This is a genomic window from Anatilimnocola floriformis, assembly GCF_024256385.1.
GTDB lineage: Bacteria > Planctomycetota > Planctomycetia > Pirellulales > Pirellulaceae > Anatilimnocola > Anatilimnocola floriformis.
Genome location: NZ_JAMLFW010000001.1, coordinates 3,869,338 through 3,891,962, shown reverse-complemented (window position 1 = coordinate 3,891,962; position 22,625 = coordinate 3,869,338). Strand labels below are relative to the sequence as shown.

At 55.7% G+C, this 22,625-nt stretch carries 19 protein-coding genes and 1 tRNA gene; 8 read left to right on the top strand and 12 right to left on the bottom strand.

Features of this window, described 5'->3' with window-relative positions; genetic code table 11:
• Positions 1-25: 25 nt before the first annotated feature.
• The 4 genes from M9Q49_RS15010 to M9Q49_RS14995 form a co-directional block, all read right to left on the bottom strand.
• Positions 26-598, bottom strand: coding sequence for a hypothetical protein (locus tag M9Q49_RS15010; protein WP_254509577.1), 573 nt, complete (start codon positions 596-598; stop codon positions 26-28).
• Between the two features lie 361 nt (positions 599-959).
• A complete protein-coding gene (locus tag M9Q49_RS15005) occupies positions 960-1,784 on the bottom strand; it encodes an OmpA family protein (protein ID WP_254509576.1) in 825 nt (274 codons plus the stop codon).
• A gap of 40 nt (positions 1,785-1,824) precedes the next feature.
• Positions 1,825-3,177 carry a helix-turn-helix domain-containing protein gene (locus tag M9Q49_RS15000; protein ID WP_254509574.1) on the bottom strand — a complete coding sequence of 451 codons (1,353 nt, stop codon included), beginning with the start codon at positions 3,175-3,177 and terminating at the stop codon, positions 1,825-1,827.
• 57 nt (positions 3,178-3,234) lie between these two features.
• Complete coding sequence (locus tag M9Q49_RS14995; RefSeq protein WP_254509573.1) at positions 3,235-3,570, bottom strand: hypothetical protein; 336 nt, start codon at positions 3,568-3,570, stop codon at positions 3,235-3,237.
• Positions 3,571-4,259: 689 nt separating this feature from the next.
• Here M9Q49_RS14995 and M9Q49_RS14990 point away from each other — a divergent pair.
• The 4 genes from M9Q49_RS14990 to M9Q49_RS14975 all read left to right on the top strand — a co-directional run bounded on the left by M9Q49_RS14990 (position 4,260) and on the right by M9Q49_RS14975 (position 8,404).
• On the top strand, positions 4,260-5,294 hold the full coding sequence (locus M9Q49_RS14990) for a DUF459 domain-containing protein (RefSeq protein WP_254509571.1): 1,035 nt from the start codon (positions 4,260-4,262) through the stop codon (positions 5,292-5,294).
• A gap of 440 nt (positions 5,295-5,734) precedes the next feature.
• Positions 5,735-6,769, top strand: a complete 1,035-nt coding sequence (locus M9Q49_RS14985) for an ATP-grasp domain-containing protein (RefSeq protein WP_254509570.1) — start codon at positions 5,735-5,737, stop codon at positions 6,767-6,769.
• A 7-nt stretch (positions 6,770-6,776) separates the two neighbouring features.
• Positions 6,777-7,799 carry a hydantoinase/oxoprolinase family protein gene (locus M9Q49_RS14980; protein ID WP_254509569.1) on the top strand — a complete coding sequence of 341 codons (1,023 nt, stop codon included), beginning with the start codon at positions 6,777-6,779 and terminating at the stop codon, positions 7,797-7,799.
• On the top strand, positions 7,796-8,404 hold the full coding sequence (locus tag M9Q49_RS14975) for a hypothetical protein (protein WP_254509568.1): 609 nt from the start codon (positions 7,796-7,798) through the stop codon (positions 8,402-8,404). The genes M9Q49_RS14980 and M9Q49_RS14975 overlap by 4 nt, the downstream gene beginning before the upstream one ends.
• Positions 8,405-8,412: 8 nt before the next feature.
• Here M9Q49_RS14975 and M9Q49_RS14970 read toward each other — a convergent pair whose 3' ends face one another.
• Entirely contained in the window at positions 8,413-10,113 is a 1,701-nt protein-coding gene (locus M9Q49_RS14970) for a SpoIIE family protein phosphatase (RefSeq protein ID WP_254509566.1), read from the bottom strand.
• 268 nt (positions 10,114-10,381) lie between these two features.
• Between M9Q49_RS14970 and M9Q49_RS14965 the strand changes: the two genes are divergently transcribed.
• Positions 10,382-10,464, top strand: a tRNA-Leu gene (locus M9Q49_RS14965).
• A gap of 163 nt (positions 10,465-10,627) precedes the next feature.
• A complete protein-coding gene (locus M9Q49_RS14960) occupies positions 10,628-11,941 on the top strand; it encodes a tyrosine-type recombinase/integrase (RefSeq protein ID WP_254509564.1) in 1,314 nt (437 codons plus the stop codon).
• A gap of 61 nt (positions 11,942-12,002) precedes the next feature.
• Here M9Q49_RS14960 and M9Q49_RS14955 read toward each other — a convergent pair whose 3' ends face one another.
• Entirely contained in the window at positions 12,003-13,538 is a 1,536-nt protein-coding gene (locus tag M9Q49_RS14955) for a GNAT family N-acetyltransferase (protein ID WP_254509563.1), read from the bottom strand.
• Positions 13,539-13,691: 153 nt separating this feature from the next.
• Here M9Q49_RS14955 and thyX point away from each other — a divergent pair, with 153 nt between their 5' ends.
• Positions 13,692-14,594, top strand: coding sequence for an FAD-dependent thymidylate synthase (gene thyX, locus M9Q49_RS14950; protein WP_254509562.1), 903 nt, complete (start codon positions 13,692-13,694; stop codon positions 14,592-14,594).
• 4 nt (positions 14,595-14,598) lie between these two features.
• On the opposite strand, the gene M9Q49_RS14945 is transcribed toward thyX, so the two are convergent.
• From M9Q49_RS14945 to M9Q49_RS14930, 4 genes are all read right to left on the bottom strand, one after another.
• Positions 14,599-15,453 (bottom strand): hypothetical protein, encoded by an 855-nt coding sequence (locus tag M9Q49_RS14945; RefSeq protein WP_254509560.1) that lies wholly within the window; start codon positions 15,451-15,453, stop codon positions 14,599-14,601.
• 169 nt (positions 15,454-15,622) lie between these two features.
• Positions 15,623-17,671: an ORC-CDC6 family AAA ATPase gene (locus tag M9Q49_RS14940; protein ID WP_254509559.1), complete on the bottom strand. Its 2,049-nt coding sequence runs from the start codon at positions 17,669-17,671 to the stop codon at positions 15,623-15,625.
• On the bottom strand, positions 17,632-18,672 hold the full coding sequence (locus M9Q49_RS14935) for a phosphoribosyltransferase-like protein (RefSeq protein WP_254509557.1): 1,041 nt from the start codon (positions 18,670-18,672) through the stop codon (positions 17,632-17,634). The genes M9Q49_RS14940 and M9Q49_RS14935 overlap by 40 nt, the downstream gene beginning before the upstream one ends.
• Entirely contained in the window at positions 18,669-19,859 is a 1,191-nt protein-coding gene (locus M9Q49_RS14930; RefSeq protein ID WP_254509555.1) for a DNA cytosine methyltransferase, read from the bottom strand. The genes M9Q49_RS14935 and M9Q49_RS14930 overlap by 4 nt, the downstream gene beginning before the upstream one ends.
• A 528-nt stretch (positions 19,860-20,387) precedes the next feature.
• Here M9Q49_RS14930 and M9Q49_RS14925 point away from each other — a divergent pair.
• A complete protein-coding gene (locus M9Q49_RS14925) occupies positions 20,388-21,506 on the top strand; it encodes a replication initiator protein A (RefSeq protein ID WP_254509554.1) in 1,119 nt (372 codons plus the stop codon).
• A gap of 16 nt (positions 21,507-21,522) precedes the next feature.
• Here M9Q49_RS14925 and M9Q49_RS14920 read toward each other — a convergent pair whose 3' ends face one another.
• Together M9Q49_RS14920 and M9Q49_RS14915 are read right to left on the bottom strand one after the other, a co-directional pair.
• Positions 21,523-21,831: a hypothetical protein gene (locus tag M9Q49_RS14920; protein ID WP_254509553.1), complete on the bottom strand. Its 309-nt coding sequence runs from the start codon at positions 21,829-21,831 to the stop codon at positions 21,523-21,525.
• Positions 21,832-21,843: 12 nt separating this feature from the next.
• Positions 21,844-22,602: a ParA family protein gene (locus M9Q49_RS14915; protein ID WP_254509552.1), complete on the bottom strand. Its 759-nt coding sequence runs from the start codon at positions 22,600-22,602 to the stop codon at positions 21,844-21,846.
• Positions 22,603-22,625 lie beyond the last annotated feature (23 nt).

The window sequence follows — 22,625 nt, the reverse complement described above, 5'->3', positions numbered from 1 at the left end:
GGCTATCAGGAAGCCCTCAGAAAAACTAGCGCGGCAGATCTTTGCGCCGCGGCAAATCGCGAGCATGCGGCGGCGGCAGCATGTCCGGCAACGGCTGCGACGTTTCTTGCGTCCAGGCGTCCCGTTCGTCGTCGGTCGCGTAATAGGCGAGCCAGGTTTCGGGATCGAGTTCGACGTCGAGGCAACGCCAGTTGAGATAGTTGCCTGGCAGATCGAGCTTCTTCTCATGCGACGGCAGGATATCGCGGGCGATCAGGCAATACAGCTGACGGTCCGATAAGTGATCGGTCAGTTCCAGATAAATCCGGCGGCTGGCGAGTTGTTCGACCGCAGCACCAAGTACGGCGTGCAGTTCGGCATCGTTCAGCCGTTCTGGCGGGGGCAACTGCAGCGGCGGATCGAACCACTGGCTGATCGGCAGCGCGGGGGCTCGTTCCCAAGCCAGCATCGAGGCCAGAAAGTCGTTCTCGTCAGAGGTGGGGAGCTGTTTGCAGGAAAGTACGTCGACCGATTCATCCAGGAACGGCTCGAGCTCGTCGCGGAGCCGGGCGTTGAGGATCAATAGGTCGACTTCTTCCATGCGGCTTTGGGGAGACATGATGCGTAATCCTCGCAATCAGGGGACCCGTTTTCACGCCGCTGGTTCGCGGCGAACTGCATAAGGGGAGTGCAGTGGAGAACGGGAGTGCTTTCGACTTTAGCCAGAGTGCGAGCGGTCTCCAACGCAAACTTGCGAAAAAAAGCAAGCCAACTCACGAATATTTCACAAGGTTCTCGGCAAGATCGTTATGAGCATGCAAGTCGATGGCGCTAAAGATTTTGCAGCCGAAAAGTGTTTCGCAATCCGTACATCTTTACATGTTTGGTGCTTGAGATTTTGAACATCCGCGCGGTTGCAACTCCGACTTTCGCTGGCTGATTTGCAGCGCCGGCGAATGGCGAAACTCCAGCGAAAATCACTACCGGCGAACGGTGTCGTTTTGCAGCCAACCGAGAACCGGTTGTTCTGGATCGACCAGATAAATCCGCACATCTTCCACGCCGTCGGCGGGCAAGCCGTGCTGCTCGCGAGTGTTCTTGCGGACGCCGGTGCTGGCGATCGCCAGGCGGTCTTCGGCGATGCCGTGGCCGTCGAGATAGTCGGCCACGCTCTGGGCTCGCGATGCAGCCAGTTTGCGACCACTCGTTGCGGCAGCATCGCGGCTGCGCGAGCCAGTGCGCTCGGCCGACGTGGCCACCAGCACGCGAAATTTGTTCGCCGGTTGCTTTTGCAGCACACGCGCCAGCTCCTGCAATTGCTGACGGCCTTGGGGTGTGAGTGCGGCCTTGTTCGGTTCAAACGTCACGCCGGGCGACCACACGCCGGCGCCGGTTTCGGGATCGACCGCAATCCGCTCGTCCTGCCGAGCGAGTTGAGCTACGGCTGGGAGCACCGTGTTTGCCGACGTTGCGCCGCGATGCGGCCGCCACGACAACGATTCTTCGGCAGGTTGCGGCTTCGGCCGCGCACGAGTATTCCCAGCGAGTGGCGACGTCACCGTTCCAGAGGCCGAATCTTGCGTCAAGGTTCGCCGTTTGCCGCCGGCCAGTTGGGTCTCGGCTTCGTCGAGGCGAGTTTCGAGACCCGCAACCTGAGTTTGCAGCGTCCGATTCTGATCGCGCTGCATGCGGATGGTGGCTTTGAGTTGCTCTTTTTCGTCTTCGACGCGGCGCACCTGCGCATTCGGGCTAGCGCAGCCCAGAACGGCAGTCAGCAGAGCAACACAGATGATGAGGTTTTTCATGATTCGACTCCCTTCGAATCAAGCGACAGTCGCGCGCCAATTATTTGTTGAGTTGGAAAGTATCGATCGCCAGATCCATGAGGGCCATCGACATCGACGACTGGCCATCAAAGACCCACATGTTGAGCAGAATGTCGACCGTCAGCATGCCGCAGCACAGCATCATGACCGCGACAAAGAACAAGCCGAGCACGTTCCACACCGAGTACGGTGCTTCGACAACCGGCACTTGGATATACACCGCTTGAGCAGCCGGCGCACCGGCCATCGCCGTGATTGGCGCCGCCGAACCCATCGGCGAAACTCCGCCGAAGGCATCCATCGGGGCCGCGCCAAAAGCGTCCATCGGTGCCGCACCGAAGGCATCCATCGGAGCAGCGCCAAACGCATCTTCGCTGAGCGGTGTCGAGCCCGAACGCAACATCGTGGCCGCGTCGGCGTCGAACGATTCGCTGTCTTCAAGCGCGATCACTTGCGAACCGCTGTCCGATTCGTCATCGCTCAGCGCATCCGATGGCGACAGCAGGAACTGATCGTCCTGCTTCAACTGCGTCGCCATGTCGGGATCGCCGGCGTCTTCGTCGAGCGAAATCACATCGTCGTCTTCGGGCAGTTCGAGCGAATCGACCGCCGAGCCGCCGAGATCGAGGGGCTCTTCTTCGAGCGACAGACCGCTGTCGGTGGGCTTGAGATTGATGCCTGAGTCGCCGCCACGCAGCGTAATGTCGCTGCCGATGCCGCTGCCAATCACGCTGCCGCTGGCCATCCCGACGCTATCGGAATCGAGATCGATCTCGTCCGAGTCATCGTCGTCAGCCGGCTTGGGCGGGGACGTAAATTTGTTCGATTCCGCGGCCAAGCTCAATTCGTCGTCGCCCAGTTCCAAGCCGCCGCCGAGGTCGACATCGCTGCCACCCTTGAGGCCTGAACCCGTGCCCGTGCCGCTGCCGCCGAGCTTCAGATCGGATCCACCGAGAATGCCTGAGGCTTGTTTGCCGCCGATGCCCGACAAGCCGATGTCACCTTCGGGGGCGAGTTGCAGATCGCTGTCGCCAGCCGATTTGACGCTGTCTTTTTTGCCGATGATCGTGCTGCTGGTTCCTTCGGGCGAACGGCCGAGCTCTTCTTCGCTGACCAGAATCGGGCCGCCAGCTTGCGTGGGCGAAGACAATCCCGCGAGCAAGCCATCGAAGGCTTCGTCGCCGAGCACACCCGAACCGCCGCGTTCGGCGATCACTCGTTCCACTTCTTCGGTCTTGTAAGTCCAGTTCGCGCCATCACGCCGGCCGAAGATTTCGTTCCGCTGCCGCATCTCGACGAGTTGATCCTCGCTGATGCCCAACATTGCAGCGGCTTCGGAACTGTTCAAAATCTTGCCGGCCATTTCGTTCATTCTCCAGGCAACTCTGTAAGAGTCGCCAAGCCAATTCGGGACCGGCGTGGCGGCCGGTCAGCGCTGATCTGCGATCGATCGAATTTCGCGCGGCGTGGGGCTGCCGCTATTAAAGTCCTCCATGACCAAGTCCCACTGCACGTTACGTACACTTCGCAGGTTGATGCCGCCAGTATTCCTGTCGATGTGATAAACGGCAATCACCTGTCGCCGTGGATCCACCACGGTAACTTGCTGCCGCCCCTCAACATCCATCGACAACGCCAGCAACTCGCCCGGCTGACCACGCTCGGCGCCCGTTACGGGTCGCTGAGCCTGAGCCTCCGGATAAACTGCCGCACCGATCAAAAGCACCAAACCGACAAGCCCGAACCCCATCCACGCACCACGCATTGCTGCTTCCTTTGCAAGCTGCGGTAGACAGGGCCGATCTACCTATTCTAAAAGCCCTAAATTCTGTTTCAAGCTTTTGACTTACGTTGATTTGCCGTTCTTTCCGGAACAACCGTTTTGGCGGCGCCTTGGCGGAATAATCCGCGCGAAGTGTACTGAGAGGCGCCACACAGGGGAAGCCAGCTTTGATCTGACGGCGGAACCGGCGGACAGCCTCAGGCGACGGCTAATTAGCCACCCCCTCTTTCGTACCCCGCGAATATCACATGCAATCAAATTCGATTTTTCAGTGCTAAGTTGTTTATGGGAAACATCTTGTGGTAAAAAATGGAGGCAATAATGCCCACCGAATATCGCAGCTTATTGTAACTATATCGGGTGGTGTATTGCGGGGCGGAGTTGCACTCATTTGGCTTGGAGACTCCGACTTGGCGAACTCAGGTCTGGCGCAAATCAGCCTAGGTAAGCGCCACGTTGGCGATCGGCGTCGAATAATTTCGGTGCCAAATTTCGTCCACCTGATTTTGGTTCTTGGGGATCGGGTGCTTGTATTTTCCTCGCGAACCCTCACGCGGAGAGCGAGGCAGCGAACTGGGTGGCCGAGCCGTTTCCCGCCGATTGAGAACCGCCCAGCGACCCACTACACTTCTCGCCAGCTACTTGTTCGTCCCTATTGTGTCGAGGTTCTCATGCGCTCGTTTGGTTTTGGTTCGCTCGGTTGTGCTTTGTTGCTCGGAGCTCTGGCGGTGACTGGTTGGCAATCGGCAGCGGCTGCCGATGGTCCCAAGACGGAACTGAAAGCCGGCGATCGGGTCGTCTTCCTCGGTGACTCGATCACCCAAGGTGGCGTGAGCCCGAACGGCTACGTCACGCTGATCAAGCAACAACTCGAAAATCTGCCGCTCGATCCGCCCGTCGAAGTGATCGGCGCCGGCATCAGCGGCAACAAGGTTCCTGACCTGCAAAACCGCCTCGAGCGCGACGTGCTCAGCAAGAAGCCGTCGATCGTCTTCATCTACATCGGCATCAACGACGTCTGGCACAGCGAGAGCGGCAAGGGAACGTCGAAGGACGACTACGAAAAGGGCTTGAAGGAAATCATCGGCAAGATCGAAGGCGTGGGCGGCAAAGTGATTCTCTGCACCGCGTCGGTCATCGGCGAAAAGAATGATGGCAGCAACAAGCTCGATAAGATGCTCGACGAATATTGCGAAATCAGCCGCAGCGTTGCCAAAGATACCAAGGTGCAACTGCTCGACCTCCGCAAAGCATTTCGCGATCACCTCAAGGAAAACAACAAGGACAACAAGGAAGCCGGCATCCTCACTGGCGACCGCGTTCACTTGAACAACGCCGGCAACCGCTTTGTGGCGAACCAAATGCTCGCCGCCCTCGGCGTGGAACAACTCGGTCCCGACCGCGGCCAACTGCGGCACATCGTTCTGTTCAAGTTCAAGTCGGACGTTTCGAAGGAACAGATCCAAGAAGTGGTCGACGCCTTCGGCAACTTGAAGAACAAGATCAAGCAGATCAAGGGCTACGAAGCCGGCACCGATGTCGGTGTGGAAAATCGCGCCGACGGTTTCACCCACGGCTTTGTGGTGACCTTCGCCAGCGAAAAAGGCCGCGAGATTTACCTGCCGCATCCAGCCCACAAAGAGTTCGGCAAACTCGTCGGCCCCCGCATCGAAAAGGTCCTCGTCTTCGACTACTGGACGAACTAATTCGGCCAAAAAATAGGTCGCGTAGAACGAACCCCTAGGTTCGTTCGAGCGACCAACAAAAGTGATCGCGGATTCACCCCCATCACTTGGATAGCATCGGTTGCTTTAGCAACCGATGTCGCGCCAGCGAAAAGAGGCATTGCGTTTGATTGCAAACCGCAACAGCCGGCCGACATTGAAACCATACTTGGATTGCACAGTCGACGTACCAATCGCTTCCACCGCAACGCGGTGAAACTCTACAGCCCAGGGTCGCCGCTTCAGCGGCGCACCCTGGGAACCGACATCGAATTAACTCGCACCCTGTAAGGGTGCAACAATACCCGCTAATCAACGTTGTTGCACCCTTTCAGGGTGCAGGCTTGCAAGTTCACTTAGCCCCAGGGTGCGCTGCTAAAGCAGCGACCCTGGGCTGTGGAGTCTCACCGCGTTGCGGTGAAATGCAACTGTTGCGTAACATCTTTCTTTACGAATTTCTCACCGGCGGTGGTAGTTGGTTTGTAAGCAGCGACCCGCCAAGCGGATCGCTGCTGGCAGAAGGGAAAGCGATGCGCGACGCGCTCGCGGCCGATATCGCAGCGATTTCCAGCGTCGATTGCGTTCATCTGTTTCACGATATTCGCTTGCCGCCGCCGCAGATTCCGAAACAGCAATTGCACTTGATCAACGACGGCGCGGAAAAACTCAACGCGTTTGTCCGTTTAGCCTGCGAGAATCTCCCTGCCGTTTTGATCGCGCCTGAGTTTGATGAAAACCTGCACACAATCGCCGGACTCTATCAGTGCTTCCGTGGTCTACTGCTCTCGCCGGAACAACACGTTATTGAGTCTTGCGGCGATAAACAGCGTTCTTGCGACCATTTGGAAGCGCATGGTTTTTGTGTACCGAATGGGACTTCTTGGTTGAGCGAAGCTCGGCCGAATGAACTTGATGCCAGCCTTTTGCCCGCCGTGCTGAAGCCTAACGACGGCTGCGGTTCGCAGGGAGTGCAAATGATCGAATCGCTAGAAGAACTCGCCGCCGTAGATCTCAGTTCCGCAACAACATGGCGACTGGAAAAATACCACCCCGGCACCCACGTCAGCACCTCCGTCCTCACCGGCCCGCTCGGCGTCTTGCCATTACAACCTTGCACGCAACGCTTGAGCGATGACGGTCGCTTTACTTATCTCGGCGGCGCTACGCCGATTCCCGAACAACTCGCCGAGCGCGCCAAAAAACTCGCCCAAGCAGCCGCCGAAACGCTTCTTCCCTGTCGCGGCTATTTAGGCATCGACATGGTCCTTGGTTCAGCCGAAGATGGGAGCCAGGATGTGGTCATCGAAATAAATCCGCGACTGACTACATCGTATCTGGTGTTGCGGCAGGCTTGCGAGCAAAACCTGGCGGAGGCGATGCTGCAGTGGGCCCTGGGCGAACCGGTCACGCTCACGTGGCGGCCGCAACGATTCGAATATCTCGTCCCCAGTACTTAAACCGAACATGCCCGCAAATTATCTGGCCCTCGACATCGGCGGCGCGAACATCAAAGCCGCCAACGGCAGCGACTACGCCGAGTCGTATCCGTTTCAACTCTGGAGAGAGCCGCACGCCCTCGCGCAGCAGATTCGCTCGATCATCAGCGACTCGCCGACCTGCGATCACCTCGTCGTTACCATGACCGGTGAACTCGCCGATTGCTTTGCCACGAAGGCGGAAGGGGTCAAGTTCATCTTAAAGGCTGTGGCCATCGGCTCCGACAATCGTCACACCCGCGTCTATCGCGTCGACGGCAAACAGGTCACGCCCGTCGTCGCCGCCAACGCGCCGCTGCTGGTCGCCGCGGCCAACTGGCACGCTCTCGCGAGTTTCGCTGCCCGCTTCGCCGGTCAGTCGCCAGCGCTCCTCATTGACGTTGGCTCGACGACGACCGATGTGATTCCCCTCATCGGCGGCAAGCCAGCCGCGTTCGGCAAGACCGACACCGAACGGCTCCTCGCCGGCGAACTCGTTTACACCGGAGTCGAGCGCAGTCCGGTTTGCGCGGTTCTGCAATCGACTAGTTTCCGCGGCAAGCCTTGCCAGATCGTGCAAGAGTTCTTCGCCACGATGCGCGATGCCTATCTGATTCAGGAAAAGCTTCCCGAAGATCCATCAAGCAACGACACAGCCGATCGTCGACCCGCGACCAAGCCGCATGCTCGCTTGCGACTCGCGCGGATGATCGCCGCCGATCAAGAAGAATTCAACCACCGCGACGCCGTGGCCCTCGCCACCGAAGCCGCGGCCGCACAAGCGAAACTGTTGCGTTCGAACATCGAACGCGTCGTGCTGCAAATGGCCGAAAAGCCCACGAAGTTGATTCTCTCCGGTCACGGCGAATTTCTGATCGCCGCAGCGCTCGAGGGGACCTCACTCGAATCGTTGCCGAGCGTTTCCCTCACCAAAGAAATCGGCCCGCTCAATTCCCGCTGCGCGCCGGCTTATGCTCTCGCCGTGCTCGCCCGCGAATCCGCCGCCCAATGAGCCGGTTGCCAATCCGCGTCGTCAAGATCGGCGCCAGCCTGCTTGAACGCCCAAAACTGCCCGAACAACTGCGAGCCTGGCTCGCGTCGCAGCATCCGGCGGTCCACATCCTGCTGTCGGGAAGTGGTGAACTGGCAGACGCGATTCTCAATTGGGACAGCCGATTTCAGCTCGGCGAATCAACCTGCCACTGGCTCTGCATTGAAACGCTGAGCATCTCCGCACAAGTGCTACAGCAAATCTTGCCGGAGTTCTCGCTCGTGCGGAGTTTTCACGAACTGCGCGAACGAGCTGCCGCCGCAGTTTCGCCGGCCGTGTTTGTGTTCGATGTGCAGCAGTTCCTGCGCGAAGTCGAGCCCCAACTGCCGCCGGAATCGCTGCCGCATACTTGGGAGGTAAGAACCGATTCGATTGCAGCGCGACTAGTGGAAGTGCTGGATGCCGACGAACTCGTGATTCTGAAATCGTGGCCGTGTCCGGATCCGAGCGAAATTTCAATCAGCGATTTTAATTCACTGAGGAAAGACAATTTTGTGGACGAATACTTTCCGAAATTCGCCGGACGCATTCGCAAACTCATGTTTTGGCAACTGCCACCCAACTAATCGATCGACTACACCCGGCCCAAGCAAACCAAACACATATCATCAATCTGCTTCGCCCGGCCGACAAAGCGGCGGACGTCGTCGATGATGGTTTGGCCCAGCTCAGGAATGGTCGGCTTGTTCGCCGTGACGAGTTCGCGGATCCGCTCGATCGAGTAGAGCTTGCCGTCGATATCCTGGCTCTCGTTGATGCCGTCGGTATAGAGTGTCAGCGACTCGCCCGGCCCGAGCGTGATTTCGGCTTTCTGGTATTCGACGTCGTCGATGATGCCGAGGGCCAACCCACCCATTTCCGTCGCCGGTTCGTACACACTGCCATCGGCGCGGCGATAGATGGGCCACATGTGGCCGGCACTGACCATCACCACTTTGTTGGTCTTGGGATCGATGACGATCATCACCATCGTCACGAAGCGTTGAATATTCAGCGAGCTCAGGCGGTTGTTTAGCCGACCCATCGCTGCCGCGGGATCGCTCTCCGTGAGCAGGCTGGAATTGGTTTCCGCCGAAAGCTTCGCCATCAGCAGCGCCGCAGCCACGCCGTGCCCGACGACATCGGCCACCACGATGGCGACTCGGCCGTCCTGCAGCTTGATGTAGTCGAAGTAGTCGCCGCCGATCTGCTCCATCGCGTTGTAATAATCGAAGAACGAATAACCCGGCAAATCCGGCTTTTTCTCCGGCAAAAACGCGAGTTGCACATCGCGCGCGACTTTCATATCGCGCTCGAGCTCAATCTGTACCAGCGCTCGTTCGTGCAACTGAGCGTTATTGATCGCCACGGCTGCTTGCGAAGTAATGCTCGCCAGCAACTCGAGATCTTCAGCTTGAAATCGCTGCCGCTGATCGAGCGTATCGATCTGCAGCACGCCAAAGGCCTTGCCGTCGCTATCGACGAGCGGCGCACACATCATGCTGCGAATGCGAAAATCGGCGATGCTCTGGCTGAGCTCAAACCGCTCATCCGAAGCCGCATCGGCCGACAGAATGGCTTGCTTCGATTCCATCACATGCCGCACGATCGTGCGACTGATGCGCAGCGAATCGTTGGCTTCCTCACGCCGCAATCGCACCCAGCGTGGAATGAGCTGGCCACCCTGCTCGAGCACGATGAACCCGCGATCGGCTTGCACGAAAATCTTGAACAAGCTCTTGAGCAGCTGCGGTAACACGTCGTCGAGCGCGAGCGCTTTGCCCAGGCTCTGCGAAATTTCAACGAACGCCGCCAACTTCACTTCGGCACTCGCGGCGATGTGCATCGAGCCGCGGCTGGAAGTGCTGACGTCGAGCTTCGACATGATCGTCGAGTTCGACTGCCCCCCTTCGTCGTCGACCATCATCGTGCCGAGGCCCTGACCCTCGGTGGGCGACTTCAGCTTGCCCCCGGGCGTGAACGGCATCGGCGGTGGCGGTTTGTCGTCGTGAAAAGTGAACGACACTTCGCACACGCGCACGACATCGCCCGGCTTGAGCAGCCGTCGGCCTTCGACCTTGTTCTGCTCTTCGTTGATAAACGTGCCGTTGCGGCTTTTCAGATCCTCGAGGTAATAGTCATTCCCCTCGCGAACCACCACGGCATGCTGCCGGCTGACGGCGCCGACGTCGATCACGATCTGGCATTCGGGATGACGGCCCATCACGGTCCGCTCGACGCGCAGATCATATTTCTTGCCGGCCGCCGGTCCATTGTTCGCCGACAAATGAAACATGATGTAAAAATCTCGACGGGCAGCGGCTGAGGTAGGTAGGAAGGAGGAGTCGACGCGCAGATCGACGCTTGCCGCCGATTTTAGAATTCCCCGCGCTAAAGCGTCAACAGTCCGCCGCCTGTTGGCCGCTCAAAACAAAATGAATCAACACGAAAACGATCACTAGTCTGGCAACCGTCGCCCGCTTCGATTAAACTTGCCCCTTCGCGCTACAACTTGGCCAACAAGCCAAATCAGCGCAAGCTTCAGCCGGGCGTTCGCCCGCTGAGCCAGAGTGGTGGAATGGCAGACACGCTGGATTCAAAATCCTGTGCCCGCAAGGGCGTGCCGGTTCAAGTCCGGCCTCTGGTACTTCTTATTTTCAGGCATTTTCTCGCCTGCCGAGCTTTTGGCCCCGTGTGCCACGCTCGGTGAATCGGGGGCAAATCGGGGGCAACACTGATTTTGCACTTAGTTTGCGTCGCTAAAAATTCGGCTGTTTCGTCCGTAGATTTTTTCCTACGGAGATTCAGTCATGGCTTGGAACGAACGCGCTCCATCGGGGATTTACTTCGTCTCATTTCGTGTTGGCCAGCAGCGATTCAAGCGGTCGCTCAAAACCGACAATCAGAAGACTGCGGATAGCCTCACTGCGCGCCTGGAAGAGAACATTCAGGACATCGAACGTGGCCGGCTCGTGGTTCCCGAAAACGCCGATCTGGTCACGTTTCTGCTTTCGGATGGCCGAGTCTCCGAACCGCTCGCCGTTTCTGCTCAGGCGACGCTGAAGGGGCTCTTCGACGCGTACTTCAACGCCATCACGCCGGGTAGCATGGAGGAGTCGACGATCAGCGGGATGAAAATCCATCGGAAGCACCTGGAGAAGATCCTTCGTTCGTCCTTCCTCCTGAAGACAACGTCGCTAGAGCATCTGCAGGGTTACGTCACGAAACGCGCAACCGCAAAAGGTAAGAATGGCAACCTCAGTCCCGCAACGATCAAAAAGGAGATCGTCACCCTTCGGACAGTCTGGAACTGGGGGCTCGCAGCCAAGATTGTTGACGGCCCCTTCCCTAGCCGCGGCCTGAAATATCCGAAGGCTGAAGACAAGCCGTGCTTCATGTCCTTCGCAGAAGTCGAAGCATTGACCGAGGAGATGAAAGGACCGGAAGCAGACAAGTATTGGGAGGCCGTTTATCTTCCCGTCGAGGAGATTGAGTCTCTGCTGAAGCACGTCAAGAACCACCCTACGCCGTTCGTGTATCCGATGATCTGCTTTGCCGCGCACACTGGTGCCAGGCGATCGGAGATCGTTCGTGCCCGGAAAGCGGATGTTGACCTGAAGAATGGCTGGATAACGATCCACGAGAGAAAAAAGGCCCATGACCGGAAGACGACGCGCCGGCTGCCAATTTCGGCGTCTCTCAAGTCAGTCCTAGCTGAATGGCTCAGCAAGCATCCAGGAGGCGATGCCCTGTTCTGCCATCAATCCGAAGTCACTCGAAGCAAGAAGCGGAGCAGGACAACCGGACATGTATCGAAGATTCGGCCCAAGACGGCCGCCGCGCGCCTGGCGACCGTACGCGAGCGAGTGATGCCAGCGGTTGGACCTTTGACCAAAGACGAGTTCCACGACCATTTCAAGGCCGCTCTCGCCGGAACAAAGTGGGAGAAACTGAAGGGCGCTCATGCCCTTCGGCACAGCTTTATTTCGGCTTTGGCTTGCAAGGGAGTTGATCAACGAATAATCGACGAGTTTTCAGGACACCAAACGGAGCAGCAGAGAAGACGCTATAGGCATCTGTATCCAAGCGTAACGCAGCAGGCGATCGCTTCAGTCTTCGGCTGAATGTGTTCTCAATTGTGCTTTAGATTCGAGCGGAATCCACAATCTTCGAGTAGCGCCAATACTACGCCGGCCGTCGACAAAGTACGAGAATTTCCTTCGCGTGATCGTCTGATCGATCCAATCCAAATTGCCACGCGCCTGCTCGGACAAAACGAGACCAGATTACTTCTAGACCAGCGTCCGTGCAAAGTTTCTCGATTTCCTCCTGTTCGAACCTGCGATCGCGGACGATTAGTTCTACAGGGAGCTCGCTGCCTTGAGCGAACTGCTCTTTTCGATAGACTACGCCAGTGTCCGTATCAATCATGAAAAACCGCGGATCGAACACATCGCCCGTGGCTTCCATAACTTTGCTCGGTTGCAGACTTAGTAACCGGTCGGGCTGTGACTCTAGCGAAAAATGGTTCTGTGCACGCCGCTTCGTGAGCCCAAGATTCATCACCGACAGCAGAGCGATTCCGCCCGGCTTGAGGTGCGAAACGATGGTTGCCAGGATCTTCGCGTTGTCAAAGTCGTCAACATACGTCCCGATGACATCATATAAGCAGACAACGGCGTCAAAACGTCTTTCCAGGCGGATATCACGGCACTCACCAATAACAAATTCCGACCTCCCTTTGCAATCCTCGGTAACAGCCGCTCTGGCCTCTTCGACGAATGTGTCAACGTAGTCGACACCAGTTACCACATATCCTTTGCTGGACAACGCGTGCACGTGACGTCCTCGACCGCAGCCCAAATCGAGCACGGTTTCGCCCTGCTGTAGTTTGCACGCTTCTACAATAAAATCGACTTCTGCGTTAGTATGTCGAGCCCAGAGCTGGCTTCCCGTATTCGTCATCCGGCTGTACGCCTGGCGAGTAATGTCATCGCTTGCATCGAGCATCGTGCGAATCTCGTTTGGAGTAAGGCTTATCTGTTTTTGATCGTGGAAGGTAAATGCCAGCCATTCCCATCCCTCCTGAAGCGTACCTAGTTCCCATCGGTCAGTTTTGCTCGCGTTTTCTACCATCGCCGGTAAGTTTGTTCGATCAACAAAAAAGTCGGTGTCGATGCTGGATTCATTCCGGGTCACGCGTTTTTCAGTCTCGGGTTTGATGTACGGCACATGTTGAGCTCCAACGCTCAGTAGCTTCCTGACATTTTTCCGAATACGAACAGGGAGGCAGCGCCTTCGCGTCGCCCGTTCAAGCGCACGGACTGCATAAGGATTCGCACTAGTGAGCCCCCAGGCGTAGTGGTCCGAGAATCCCCAAATGCAGAAGAGCAAAGTTTTTCCGATGCCTGCGTGGCGATGTTCAGAGTGCACTACGAGCTGAGTTACCCACGAGACTACGCCGTAGTCCTTGACATTCGTCTGCACTGCAATTGCGTAACCGACGAGCTGCCCCTGCAGTCGTGCCATCGCCACCTTGCTATCAGTTGACCTGAGAAGATTGCGGATACGGCTGGGCGAGAATCGTATCGGCTCGCCCCCTCGCCCCCCTGGATCCGACATGCTCCAAACGCCATACTGCGCGGAAAATAACACCGACAATTCGTTGCAAATTGCTTCGGTGACTAGATTCCCCGGCAACCATCCGTAGTCAAATTTCATACCGATCTAACGTCCGCCACAACGAATCAACGCAGCTGGATCTTGGTGAAGTAGCTGCAGTAGTGCGAGCTGAGGGGCCACGCGCCGCGAACACTGGTACAATCATAGCCGCACGCGATCTCAGTTTCACCCCCGCTATCGGAAGAATGACGAATGAACAAGCAAGAGCAGGCGGCGGATTTTCAGATCGAAAAGGTTAGCCGCGAATTCGAAACTTTCGATGTGATGGGCGGCAGCAGCCGGTGGGACATCAAAGTGCATGAGCACGGGATGGTTGCGTTGGTTGACGTCATGCCACGACTGGTGCCTATCGGCATGACGGCCGATTTTGCAATTGTACAGGCGGCACGCGTCTCTTACGGTGATGGCACGAAACGTGTTGAGGAAGACCGTGGGCTAATCCGTTACCTCGCACGCCATCGACATACAACGCCATTTGAGATGGTGGAATTCAAGTTTCATCACATCATGCCAATCTTCGTTGCGCGCCAATGGATTCGGCATCGTACCGCAAATGTGAATGAATATTCGGCTAGGTACTCAGTGGTCAAAGACCGATTCTTTAGACCATCCGAAGACTCGCTGAGACAGCAAAGCACCACGAATCGTCAGGGGGGCGATCAGCAACTCGATTCATTGACCACAGAAGAGTTTTACAGATATCTCGATTCCGTCGAGGCCCATTACAAGGATTACGAGGCGCTCCTAAATAAGGGCGTAGCACGTGAACTAGCTCGAATAGGGCTACCGCTCAATGTCTACACGGAATGGTACTGGAAGATCGATCTGCACAATCTGCTTCATTTTCTGTCGCTCCGAATGGATCCGCATGCCCAGAAGGAGATTCGCGACTACGCGAACGCTATGTTCGCCCTGATTCAACCGATTGTGCCGATCGCCGCCGAAGCGTTCCTAGACTACAACCTGCATTCGATGCGATTGTCTCGCCTTGAAATCGACGCGCTTCGAACAGGTCAGCCGTTAGCGACTAAGAATCAACGGGAATTGAGCGAGTGGGCGGCAAAAAAGACGCAACTAGGACAGGTCGATTCCTGACTGTTCATGGACTTATCGCATAGAGGTCTTTGCCGTCAATTCTTATCGAATATGCGTAGATTTCCGGCGTTCCACCTTTTATCGATACGCCGAGAGAGTAATCCGGATGGTAGACGGTAGGCTGGGTATAAAACACGGGGTAATCGACTAACGACGCGAATAGACACATTGCCAATGACATCGGCTTCGGTCCAAACGGAGCAAGGTCGGCTGCGATTCTTCCCCCGTTCGTTATCGAGAATAATCTATCAAATGCATCTGACGGATCTCGAACGTCCACTCGGAAAATGCCGAACGACTGCGGAGGCTGATGCTCTTGTAGCCTTCGCAACAACTCCCAACTTCGCTGAAACGCCTTGATCGGTGCTGGAAATGGCAGCAAAAACGAGATCTTTCTTCCAGACTCAGACGTTTCGACTCTCTCGAGCAGTCCCAGTGCCTCGAAGCCAACGCCAATAATTAGTTGCGTTGGCTTCTCTTTGGCAATTGCTCCTGCAAACAGCGGTAGTTGCGCCCAGTCGCCGAAGTTCTCAGCTAGTTTCTGGTCTGTATATCTATCGGGAATAGTATAGGTTGCGACGATATTTTTGAAAACTGAGCTGGGCTCCTTGAGTAACTGCCGAATAATTGGGAAGAAAAAACGCTTAGGCAAGGAGGATATATCAATAATAATACTGTCGGATGCGATTGCTTTAAATGAGTCGACCGCGCCAACGATCTTGGAATGCTCTGCTGTTAATGCAAACTCCGATATCGAAGTATCCGCACCGCCCTCTGCCTGAAATACCTTGTTTCGTTCATCTAGCCGCTTAACGCAGTCCGCCGTGAAGCGAGACGCCTTATCGGCGATTTTCAGCAAAGCGTATTTCCCGAGCTGCTTTAGTCGTACTAGTTCCTGCCACGTGGCAAGTGACCGTTCCTCCGTTCCGAGGCAACCGAGCAGACTCCAGTGGCTAACGCTAGGAAACTGGGGCATAAGCCATCTAAGACTCCCCCACGGGCGAAACCGCTTCATTCGCAGCTCTCCGTCACTTAGTCGGGACAAAATCAAACATTAGCTGCTGTGTCGAGACAACGCCGGCTTCCGAAAGCCATTCGCGCACTTCCGAAAGCGTCGCATAATGTGGCTCCTTTTTGTGAGCCTCGGGAATTTGAAAAAACACAGACAGAATCGGAGCGACATACCATTTTCTTCTAGACTTGCGGCCTTGCTCCTTAGTCGTATGGATGGCATCAAACAGATCGCCATAGTCAACAGCCTCATTCAAGAAGCACTTTACAAATGGATCCCGTTCCAGCTCGTCGAGTGTCAGTGAAAATCCATTCTGGCCGGGATAGGACATTGCGTCATCATCTGCAAGCCAATCGCGAAAACGACGCCCGATTATATCAATAAAACGCTGTCGATCGCTACCCTTTGGGCGTTCTGTGATTTTGTTATACCAATGGGTGCTTGCTGTCTGAATTCCGACCGCCTGTACGCCACCAGGGATGCCGTCTTTGAGAGGATCAATGCGCGACGGTGTGGGCTTAAGTCGCTCGGCGCGAAGGAATGAATCCCAGATTTCGTAGCACAGATTTAGAAAGATACTAATATTTCCTGAACTCAATGCGATGATCGCGTCCTTTCCAGACCACTTCAAGCGTTGTGCACACCGCGCGGCAAGCTGCAGCATAGCAATTCGGATACGTTCATCTCGCCAAGTAGCCTTCTCCCATGGACGGCTGGTTGCAGGCGGAGGCTTTTTTAGTCGAACTCCAGAAGGGCCGCTTTGCCCCCGCTGCCTGGCCCAGGCAGCTGCGAGAACGGCGTCAAGCGGATCCGATTCGAACAGGCTGGTAAGAAACTCTTTCCACTCAATGGAAAACTCCTTTGTTAGCCGGAGTGCTCTTTCAGCTGTCGTGTTCTGGCATATTTCGCTGGCAACTGCCTTTGCTGCGGGCGTCGAACCGAATACTTTACCCAGCAAATCAACCTTCGATTGCTTGGGCTTTTTTGCTTCTAAATCTTCATCGCTGCACCCTGCCAACCGCATTCGCCTCGCGAACGCGTCGGCCGCAAAGGACGGGAACAGCCAAGTGCTTCTTGCCTCCTTTCTGCGAAGTACCTCGTCGAGATCAATTTGACGATAATCTCGCAGTGCCTCTAATTGGTCACCGGTGCGGAAAATAGTCAGGTCGTCATCCCATGCGTAGGTTCTGGCACCAACGCGATAGGAAACCCTCGTATCTCGGCCGCTAATCGCTTTATTGATAACCCGACGATATTCCTGCCCAAGTTGCGGGCGGAGCATATCGCTTCGGTAAAGTCGTTCAATTTGATCAATTCGCACGAACACTGGAGTTGTTTCGGCGATCACTCCAGTGGCGCGAAGGATGTCAACGATACGCGAAAGTGGTTCGCCAATGCCGGTCTTTGTTCCTGAAATGTCATCCGGAAGTTCGCCATTATATTGGTGGAACTTTCGATACGCCGTTAATCGATGAAGCATGCGAGAAGCGAGTTTCTCAAACGAATCGACACCGTCGAGATATCCAAACCAACAACTGTCACGGCTGACCGCTGCGGCAAAGCCATTCAGTCGCGAAGAATCCACGCACCGATCAAAAAATCCTGGGTTTGCTCCCATCAATTCCAGAGACTGCAATAAATCAGCAGCGATGTAGCAGTTCAGGAAATCTGCGAAATACAACGGGAATAATTCGTCTTCATTTTCTGTAGAGTGAATGGGGCGCTGGCCGATGTTCAGCGCGCCGCTGAGCGTTAAATTAATTCCAGCGCCAACGAATTGCGGCACGGACTCGGGCGCTGGGAATTTTAGCGAGGCTTTGGCATATTCCAGGCGAATTGCTGGATGCAGCAAGTTGAGCAACATGCTTTTGCCGGAGCCTTGAGTTCCCTTCAGTACGACATTACCTGGCTCGAACAATGCAGAAGCATGTATTACCGGAATGTCGCTGAAAAGCTCCACGAACGCGCGGGGATCCGGGCTGTCCGTAACGTACAAGACTTGAAACGGATTGATCTCGTATGGATTCATCGAATCCTCGCTGATCGAGGGAAGATAGCGTTCCACGAGTTGGAGCTGTGCTGAACGAGGGGGAGTGTGTTAGCAGGAGTGTTCGAATAGAGAGTTACAAGCGATCCCGTGCCGAGTGAAATGTTTACATGGCCAGGAAATCCGAAGGCACTGTAGGGCCGAGGCGATGCCGCACGATCACCTTCAACTGCCGCATAGGTCGACTCGGCCAGATCGGCGATTCGCCCTGCAAACGAACCGTCGCGAGCGGTTCCTGCAGTGATCATGTCACTCTCTTTCAGTTCAATAACAGGGCTGAATGTAAGCTCAGGAAATGACTCGATTGCCCTCCAAACCTGCGCGCCTGTTGGGCAAACGATTAGTGGGACTATCAAGGTGGGGATTTTCTTGGAAATCCGCTGGATAAACCGCACTGTATCGCTCGATTGCGAGCCCGAACCAATAAAGTCTTCAAGAATTACCAAACGTGTCAATGGCGCTGGCCCTTGAATGTCTTGATGGTTTTTCATGAAGTCGAGGATCGCTGCTTCACTGCCAAACCTTGCCAGCGATCGCCAGTCAGGGCGATAGTCAACCCCACCGATCCCATTGACGTTGTGAAAGTCGTTGATGCGCAAGCTATCTGAAAGTGGGCAATACCAAGTGTGTCGGTGAGCCTGCTCACTTAGTTTCTTGTCCAGCTCAGGGTCGCTTACGCTTAAACGCGAACTCTCAAAGATCCATCGAGCGACGGGGCCGTCGAAGGCGGCTTGGTGCAGTTTCTCAAAATCCTCGCGCGAGAAGAACGCTAGTCGAGGAAGTAGCTCGAAAAGCAGCCGTTGGTTTTGGTCATCCGGGACATTGGAGAGCCAATTTGCTAAACGTGTTTCAAAATCTGGATACAGAACGCTAAGCGTCGGCAAGTATTGAAAATAGTGGGTTGAGTAATAGAAGACAATTCGCTTGTGGATCTCTCCAAAAGTCGTCAACGGCGTCAGCGGAGCAGTCGGGGAAAGATCCCATTTTTGAACGCGATCGGCAATCGAAGGCGAGATCATTGCAGGATGGTCCTTGAGAGGTAGGACGCGATTGTATCAGCTAGCGGCGGGGGAACCGCGTTGGCAATCATTAGATACTGATGTTTTTCATTTCCAGAGAATTCAAACGCATCGGAAAACCCTTGGATGCGGGCTGCTTCGCGAACAGAAAAGGCTCTGTCTTCATCAGGATGAAGAAAGTACCGTGGGTCCCCATACTTTGTATCGACTGTCGGCGCTGGAGCATCCCATGTCAAACGTCGGTATTTACCGTTGAAAGTGTGTGTGAGTTCGTATCCGCGTTCGTCGCAACGTAAATAACCTTTGAGGACAAGCGCCTTCAACACGCGGGCCACTGGGCGACCTAGATAATATGCCAGGGAGCGAGCGCTGACTGGATCACCGTCGCCGAAATCGCGAACGCGTTTCTGCCTGCGACGGTGAATGAGTGCCGTCAGTACTCGCCGTTCTTCGGCATTTGTCGTTCCGAAAACTTCTGGTATTTCCCACGTGTGGACACTTCGTTCCGAGACTCGTACGTTTGAAAGCTTTTGCCCCGGTTGAATCCGCTTTGCGATTCGTCCCGAATGTGTCGCAGCATCTAGGTACTTTGGAAAGTGGTTCGGGAGTGAAGCAGTGAGGGGAAAAATTGCGTCGCGAAGGGTCCCTCCCTTGCATTGGGGGAGCTCAATGTCGCCGCGGAATCGCGTCTTCCATGCGACGAGTAATACGCGTTTTCGGATCTGTGCCAAGCCCATCTCATCGGCGCGGCAAAGCAATTCCTGAACTTGATAGCCGCCAGAGCGCAAGATCAAACTTGCTTTTCTCCAGTATCGAGCATGCGTCCCCGCGATTGCTCCGGCGACGTTTTCGAGAATAATAGCTCTAGGAGAGATTCGCACAGCTTGCTCGGCCGCGGTCACTAGGAGATTGTTGCGAGGATCTTTCACTCGCCGCTTTCCGATTGTCGAGAAGCCTTGGCACGGAGGACCGGCGACGACGACATCGCAACCGGAAATGCGGCTGAAAGTGACCGTTGCGAGGTCGCAGGCGGTCGCTTCGTAAGGAAGATTTTTTCGGTAAACCGCGAGTGCTGCTTCGTCGATATCGAATGCGCCGAGCGAACGAAACCCGGCGTTGTGAAACCCCTGATCGAAGCCCCCGCAACCACAAAACAAACTTAAAAACGTGGGACTTCGGACGGCCATTTTCGCGTTACCTGGATAGCCAAGGTTAATCGCAGTGCGATTAATGAGGGAAACTACGGTCGCGCCTGAGATTCAGTGCTGAATCCCCTGGTCGTATCCAAAACGCTTTAGTATCGCGATGTCGCTGCTAGCTGGCTAGTAGGGAGATTTGCCATTCGAACATTGCAATTCAGCTCGTGCCGCCTGCGATGCACGCGCTCGCGACTTGCCGAGTAACTAATGAATGAAATATATCAAAACAAATGTTTATAAACAGGGCATTTCAAGACTGAGTGTTAAATAATTCTGTTAAAAGAGAGTTACGCTGTGGATTGCGGTCGCAACATGCTGAATCAACCGCCAGATTTGGAACACGCGGTGGGTGAAGTATCGAAGAAGCGTGTGTAAACCATCGAAGTACGGTGGGTGAACCATCGAAACGTCGTTTCGGTGGGTGAAGTATCGAAAACCACTTACCCACAGGGCTCAGGTGGGTGAACTATCGAAATTCGCTTGACTTGGTGGGCGAAATGTCGAATGGTCGGGCTCATGAATGAGCTTCTTCCTCTCATCACCTATCAGCCAAGCCCATTAGAGCCGTCAGCGGATGCCGAACGGGTTCCTGCGACGCCCACAGTAGCTACTCGGTCTCCTCTGCTGCCGGACCGGCGTCCCAAGCGTGACTTCTTCGTCTGCGATATTTTCGACGCTGCCATCAAGTCGGATATTGCCTCTCTAGAACATCCGATTTTCAGCCTTTCGACAAAGCCGGATCACAACGTCCGTGTTTACGAGCACGGCGATATCTTCGTCAAAATCAAGCCTTCCTCCGATGGCTTGGCAACAGTTCATGACCGCGACGTGCTGATTTTTTGCATCAGCCAGCTCATGGCGGGCCTCAAGGAACAGCGTCCCGCTTCGCAGATTGTCCGGTTTAAGGCGCATGAGCTCCTGACCGCGACAAATCGTATGACGAATGGCCAGGGCTACGATGCCCTGAAGGCTGCGATGGAGCGTCTCGCAGGTACGCGAATCAGCACAAACATCGTCACCGGTGGCAAGGAGGTCTTTGAAACATTTGGCTTGATCGAGTCCGCCCGGATCGTCCGCGAAACGCGCGACGGCCGGATGCAGGAAGTGGAAGTCAAGCTGTCGGACTGGGTTTTCAACGCGATTGAGCGAAGCGAAGTCCTAACGCTTCATCGCGACTACTTTCGCTTGCGTCGCCCGCTGGAGCGGCGAATGTACGAGCTGGGGCGCAAACATTGCGGCCGGCAGAGCGAATGGAAGATCTCGCTTGAACTGATGCAAAAGAAGTGCGGCTCCACTTCGACGCTCAAGGAGTTCCGTCGCATGGTCCACGAAATCGTTGAGCAAGACGCCAAACACGGCCATATCCCCGACTATTCGGTGACGCTTGACGATTCAGATATGGTCCTGTTCCGCAATCGAGGCGCACTCATGGTAAAGAGTCTCGAAACGCCAAGGCTGCGGATGAGCCTCAACGCCGAAACCTATCTGGACGCTCGCGTGCTCGCACCAGGTTGGGATGTGTACTATCTCGAAGGCGAATGGCTTGATTGGATCACGGAAGCGCCGCGAAATGCGGATGCCGCCTTTCTGGGTTTTTGTAAGAAGTGGTACGAGCGACGCGGGCCCCCCAAGTAACATTCGTCCTCGTGGCTTAGTCCAAGTACCCATGCTCCTTGAGCCATGGTTCGATCGCTGCTTCGAGAATCTCCGTCAATGTATTCGGCGACACTTTTTCGAGTTGTCGCTGCAGCGAGGCGCGTTTCAGTGCCTCGGCAAGGTCGGTGCGCATTCTGGTGCTGATCGCCTGGCGTGAGATTGTCGTCCCCGATGCCAACTTGGGGGCAGTTTCCTTTTCGACCGCGGGTCTGGTCGGCTGGCTGTAAACGAATTGCTTCTCAATGTTTGGATCGATTGCGGGAGTGTCTTTGAGCCCATCGATCAAGTTCCGGCGCGTAACCATGGCCCCTCCCCCTTAACCAATTTTGAGTTTGCAGCCAGCTGTATCGCGGGCTTCGGGAACTAACTCGCGGAATAAAGCTTCGATCTCATCAGCTGCTTCCCTCGCGCGCGACCCGAGCTTTGCGACGACAGCGCCCTGCCCCGGCGCGTCGGCGTAGATCTGACGCAAAATCAGTGCCGTGTGAGCCATCGGCAGGCCGAGCGACTTTGCGGCGGCTTTCATGTCCTGGGTCAGGCGATAGTTTTTGCCGACCATGCTGAGCACGATCATCGCGTCGGGCTTGCCAGCTCGTATGTCCTGGGCTTGCCGGAGCGCTTCGGTGGCCTTGGCGAGCGCCCTCACCTCTAAAATGCTCGCTTTGCAGGGAACGATTGCCCGATGGGCACGCAGTAATAGTGCGCGGCTCGTTTCCGATTGGCTACCGGGTCCGTCTGCCACAACAAAATCGCATTCGGCATCGAGTCCTGGCAGTTCATTGAGAATGGCATTCGGATCATCGAAGCAAACAGCCTTTACTTCAGGAGCTGCCTCTTTGACCCATTGCGCCGAGGAATGCTGCATATCACAGTCGGCCAGGATCACCCGGAAGCCCTGATCGCTAAGCCAGGCCGCTAAGTGAACGGCAACCGTCGACTTGCCGACTCCACCTTTGCTATTCGCGACGACGATAATCATGCGGCGGACGCTACATGCAATCTTGCTCTCTGGCAAGCAATATTTCAGGCAGGCAAGTTTGCTGGCAGACTGGTTCTCTTGATTTATGTTCTTCAAGATTGCTGGGGAGCTGGCAGTCC

Coding starts and splice junctions, on each gene's coding strand:
- M9Q49_RS14935 (WP_254509557.1), bottom strand. CDS start 18,672: ATGATCTCGCCTTCGATTGCCGATCGCGTTCAAAAATGGGATCTTTCC.
- M9Q49_RS15010 (WP_254509577.1), bottom strand. CDS start 598: ATGTCTCCCCAAAGCCGCATGGAAGAAGTCGACCTATTGATCCTCAAC.
- M9Q49_RS14960 (WP_254509564.1), top strand. CDS start 10,628: ATGGCTTGGAACGAACGCGCTCCATCGGGGATTTACTTCGTCTCATTT.
- M9Q49_RS14985 (WP_254509570.1), top strand. CDS start 5,735: ATGCAACTGTTGCGTAACATCTTTCTTTACGAATTTCTCACCGGCGGT.
- M9Q49_RS15000 (WP_254509574.1), bottom strand. CDS start 3,177: ATGAACGAAATGGCCGGCAAGATTTTGAACAGTTCCGAAGCCGCTGCA.
- M9Q49_RS14955 (WP_254509563.1), bottom strand. CDS start 13,538: ATGAAATTTGACTACGGATGGTTGCCGGGGAATCTAGTCACCGAAGCA.
- M9Q49_RS14980 (WP_254509569.1), top strand. CDS start 6,777: ATGCCCGCAAATTATCTGGCCCTCGACATCGGCGGCGCGAACATCAAA.
- M9Q49_RS14995 (WP_254509573.1), bottom strand. CDS start 3,570: ATGCGTGGTGCGTGGATGGGGTTCGGGCTTGTCGGTTTGGTGCTTTTG.
- M9Q49_RS14920 (WP_254509553.1), bottom strand. CDS start 21,831: ATGGTTACGCGCCGGAACTTGATCGATGGGCTCAAAGACACTCCCGCA.
- M9Q49_RS14925 (WP_254509554.1), top strand. CDS start 20,388: ATGAATGAGCTTCTTCCTCTCATCACCTATCAGCCAAGCCCATTAGAG.
- M9Q49_RS14970 (WP_254509566.1), bottom strand. CDS start 10,113: ATGTTTCATTTGTCGGCGAACAATGGACCGGCGGCCGGCAAGAAATAT.
- M9Q49_RS14930 (WP_254509555.1), bottom strand. CDS start 19,859: ATGGCCGTCCGAAGTCCCACGTTTTTAAGTTTGTTTTGTGGTTGCGGG.
- M9Q49_RS14990 (WP_254509571.1), top strand. CDS start 4,260: ATGCGCTCGTTTGGTTTTGGTTCGCTCGGTTGTGCTTTGTTGCTCGGA.
- thyX (WP_254509562.1), top strand. CDS start 13,692: ATGAACAAGCAAGAGCAGGCGGCGGATTTTCAGATCGAAAAGGTTAGC.
- M9Q49_RS14975 (WP_254509568.1), top strand. CDS start 7,796: ATGAGCCGGTTGCCAATCCGCGTCGTCAAGATCGGCGCCAGCCTGCTT.
- M9Q49_RS15005 (WP_254509576.1), bottom strand. CDS start 1,784: ATGAAAAACCTCATCATCTGTGTTGCTCTGCTGACTGCCGTTCTGGGC.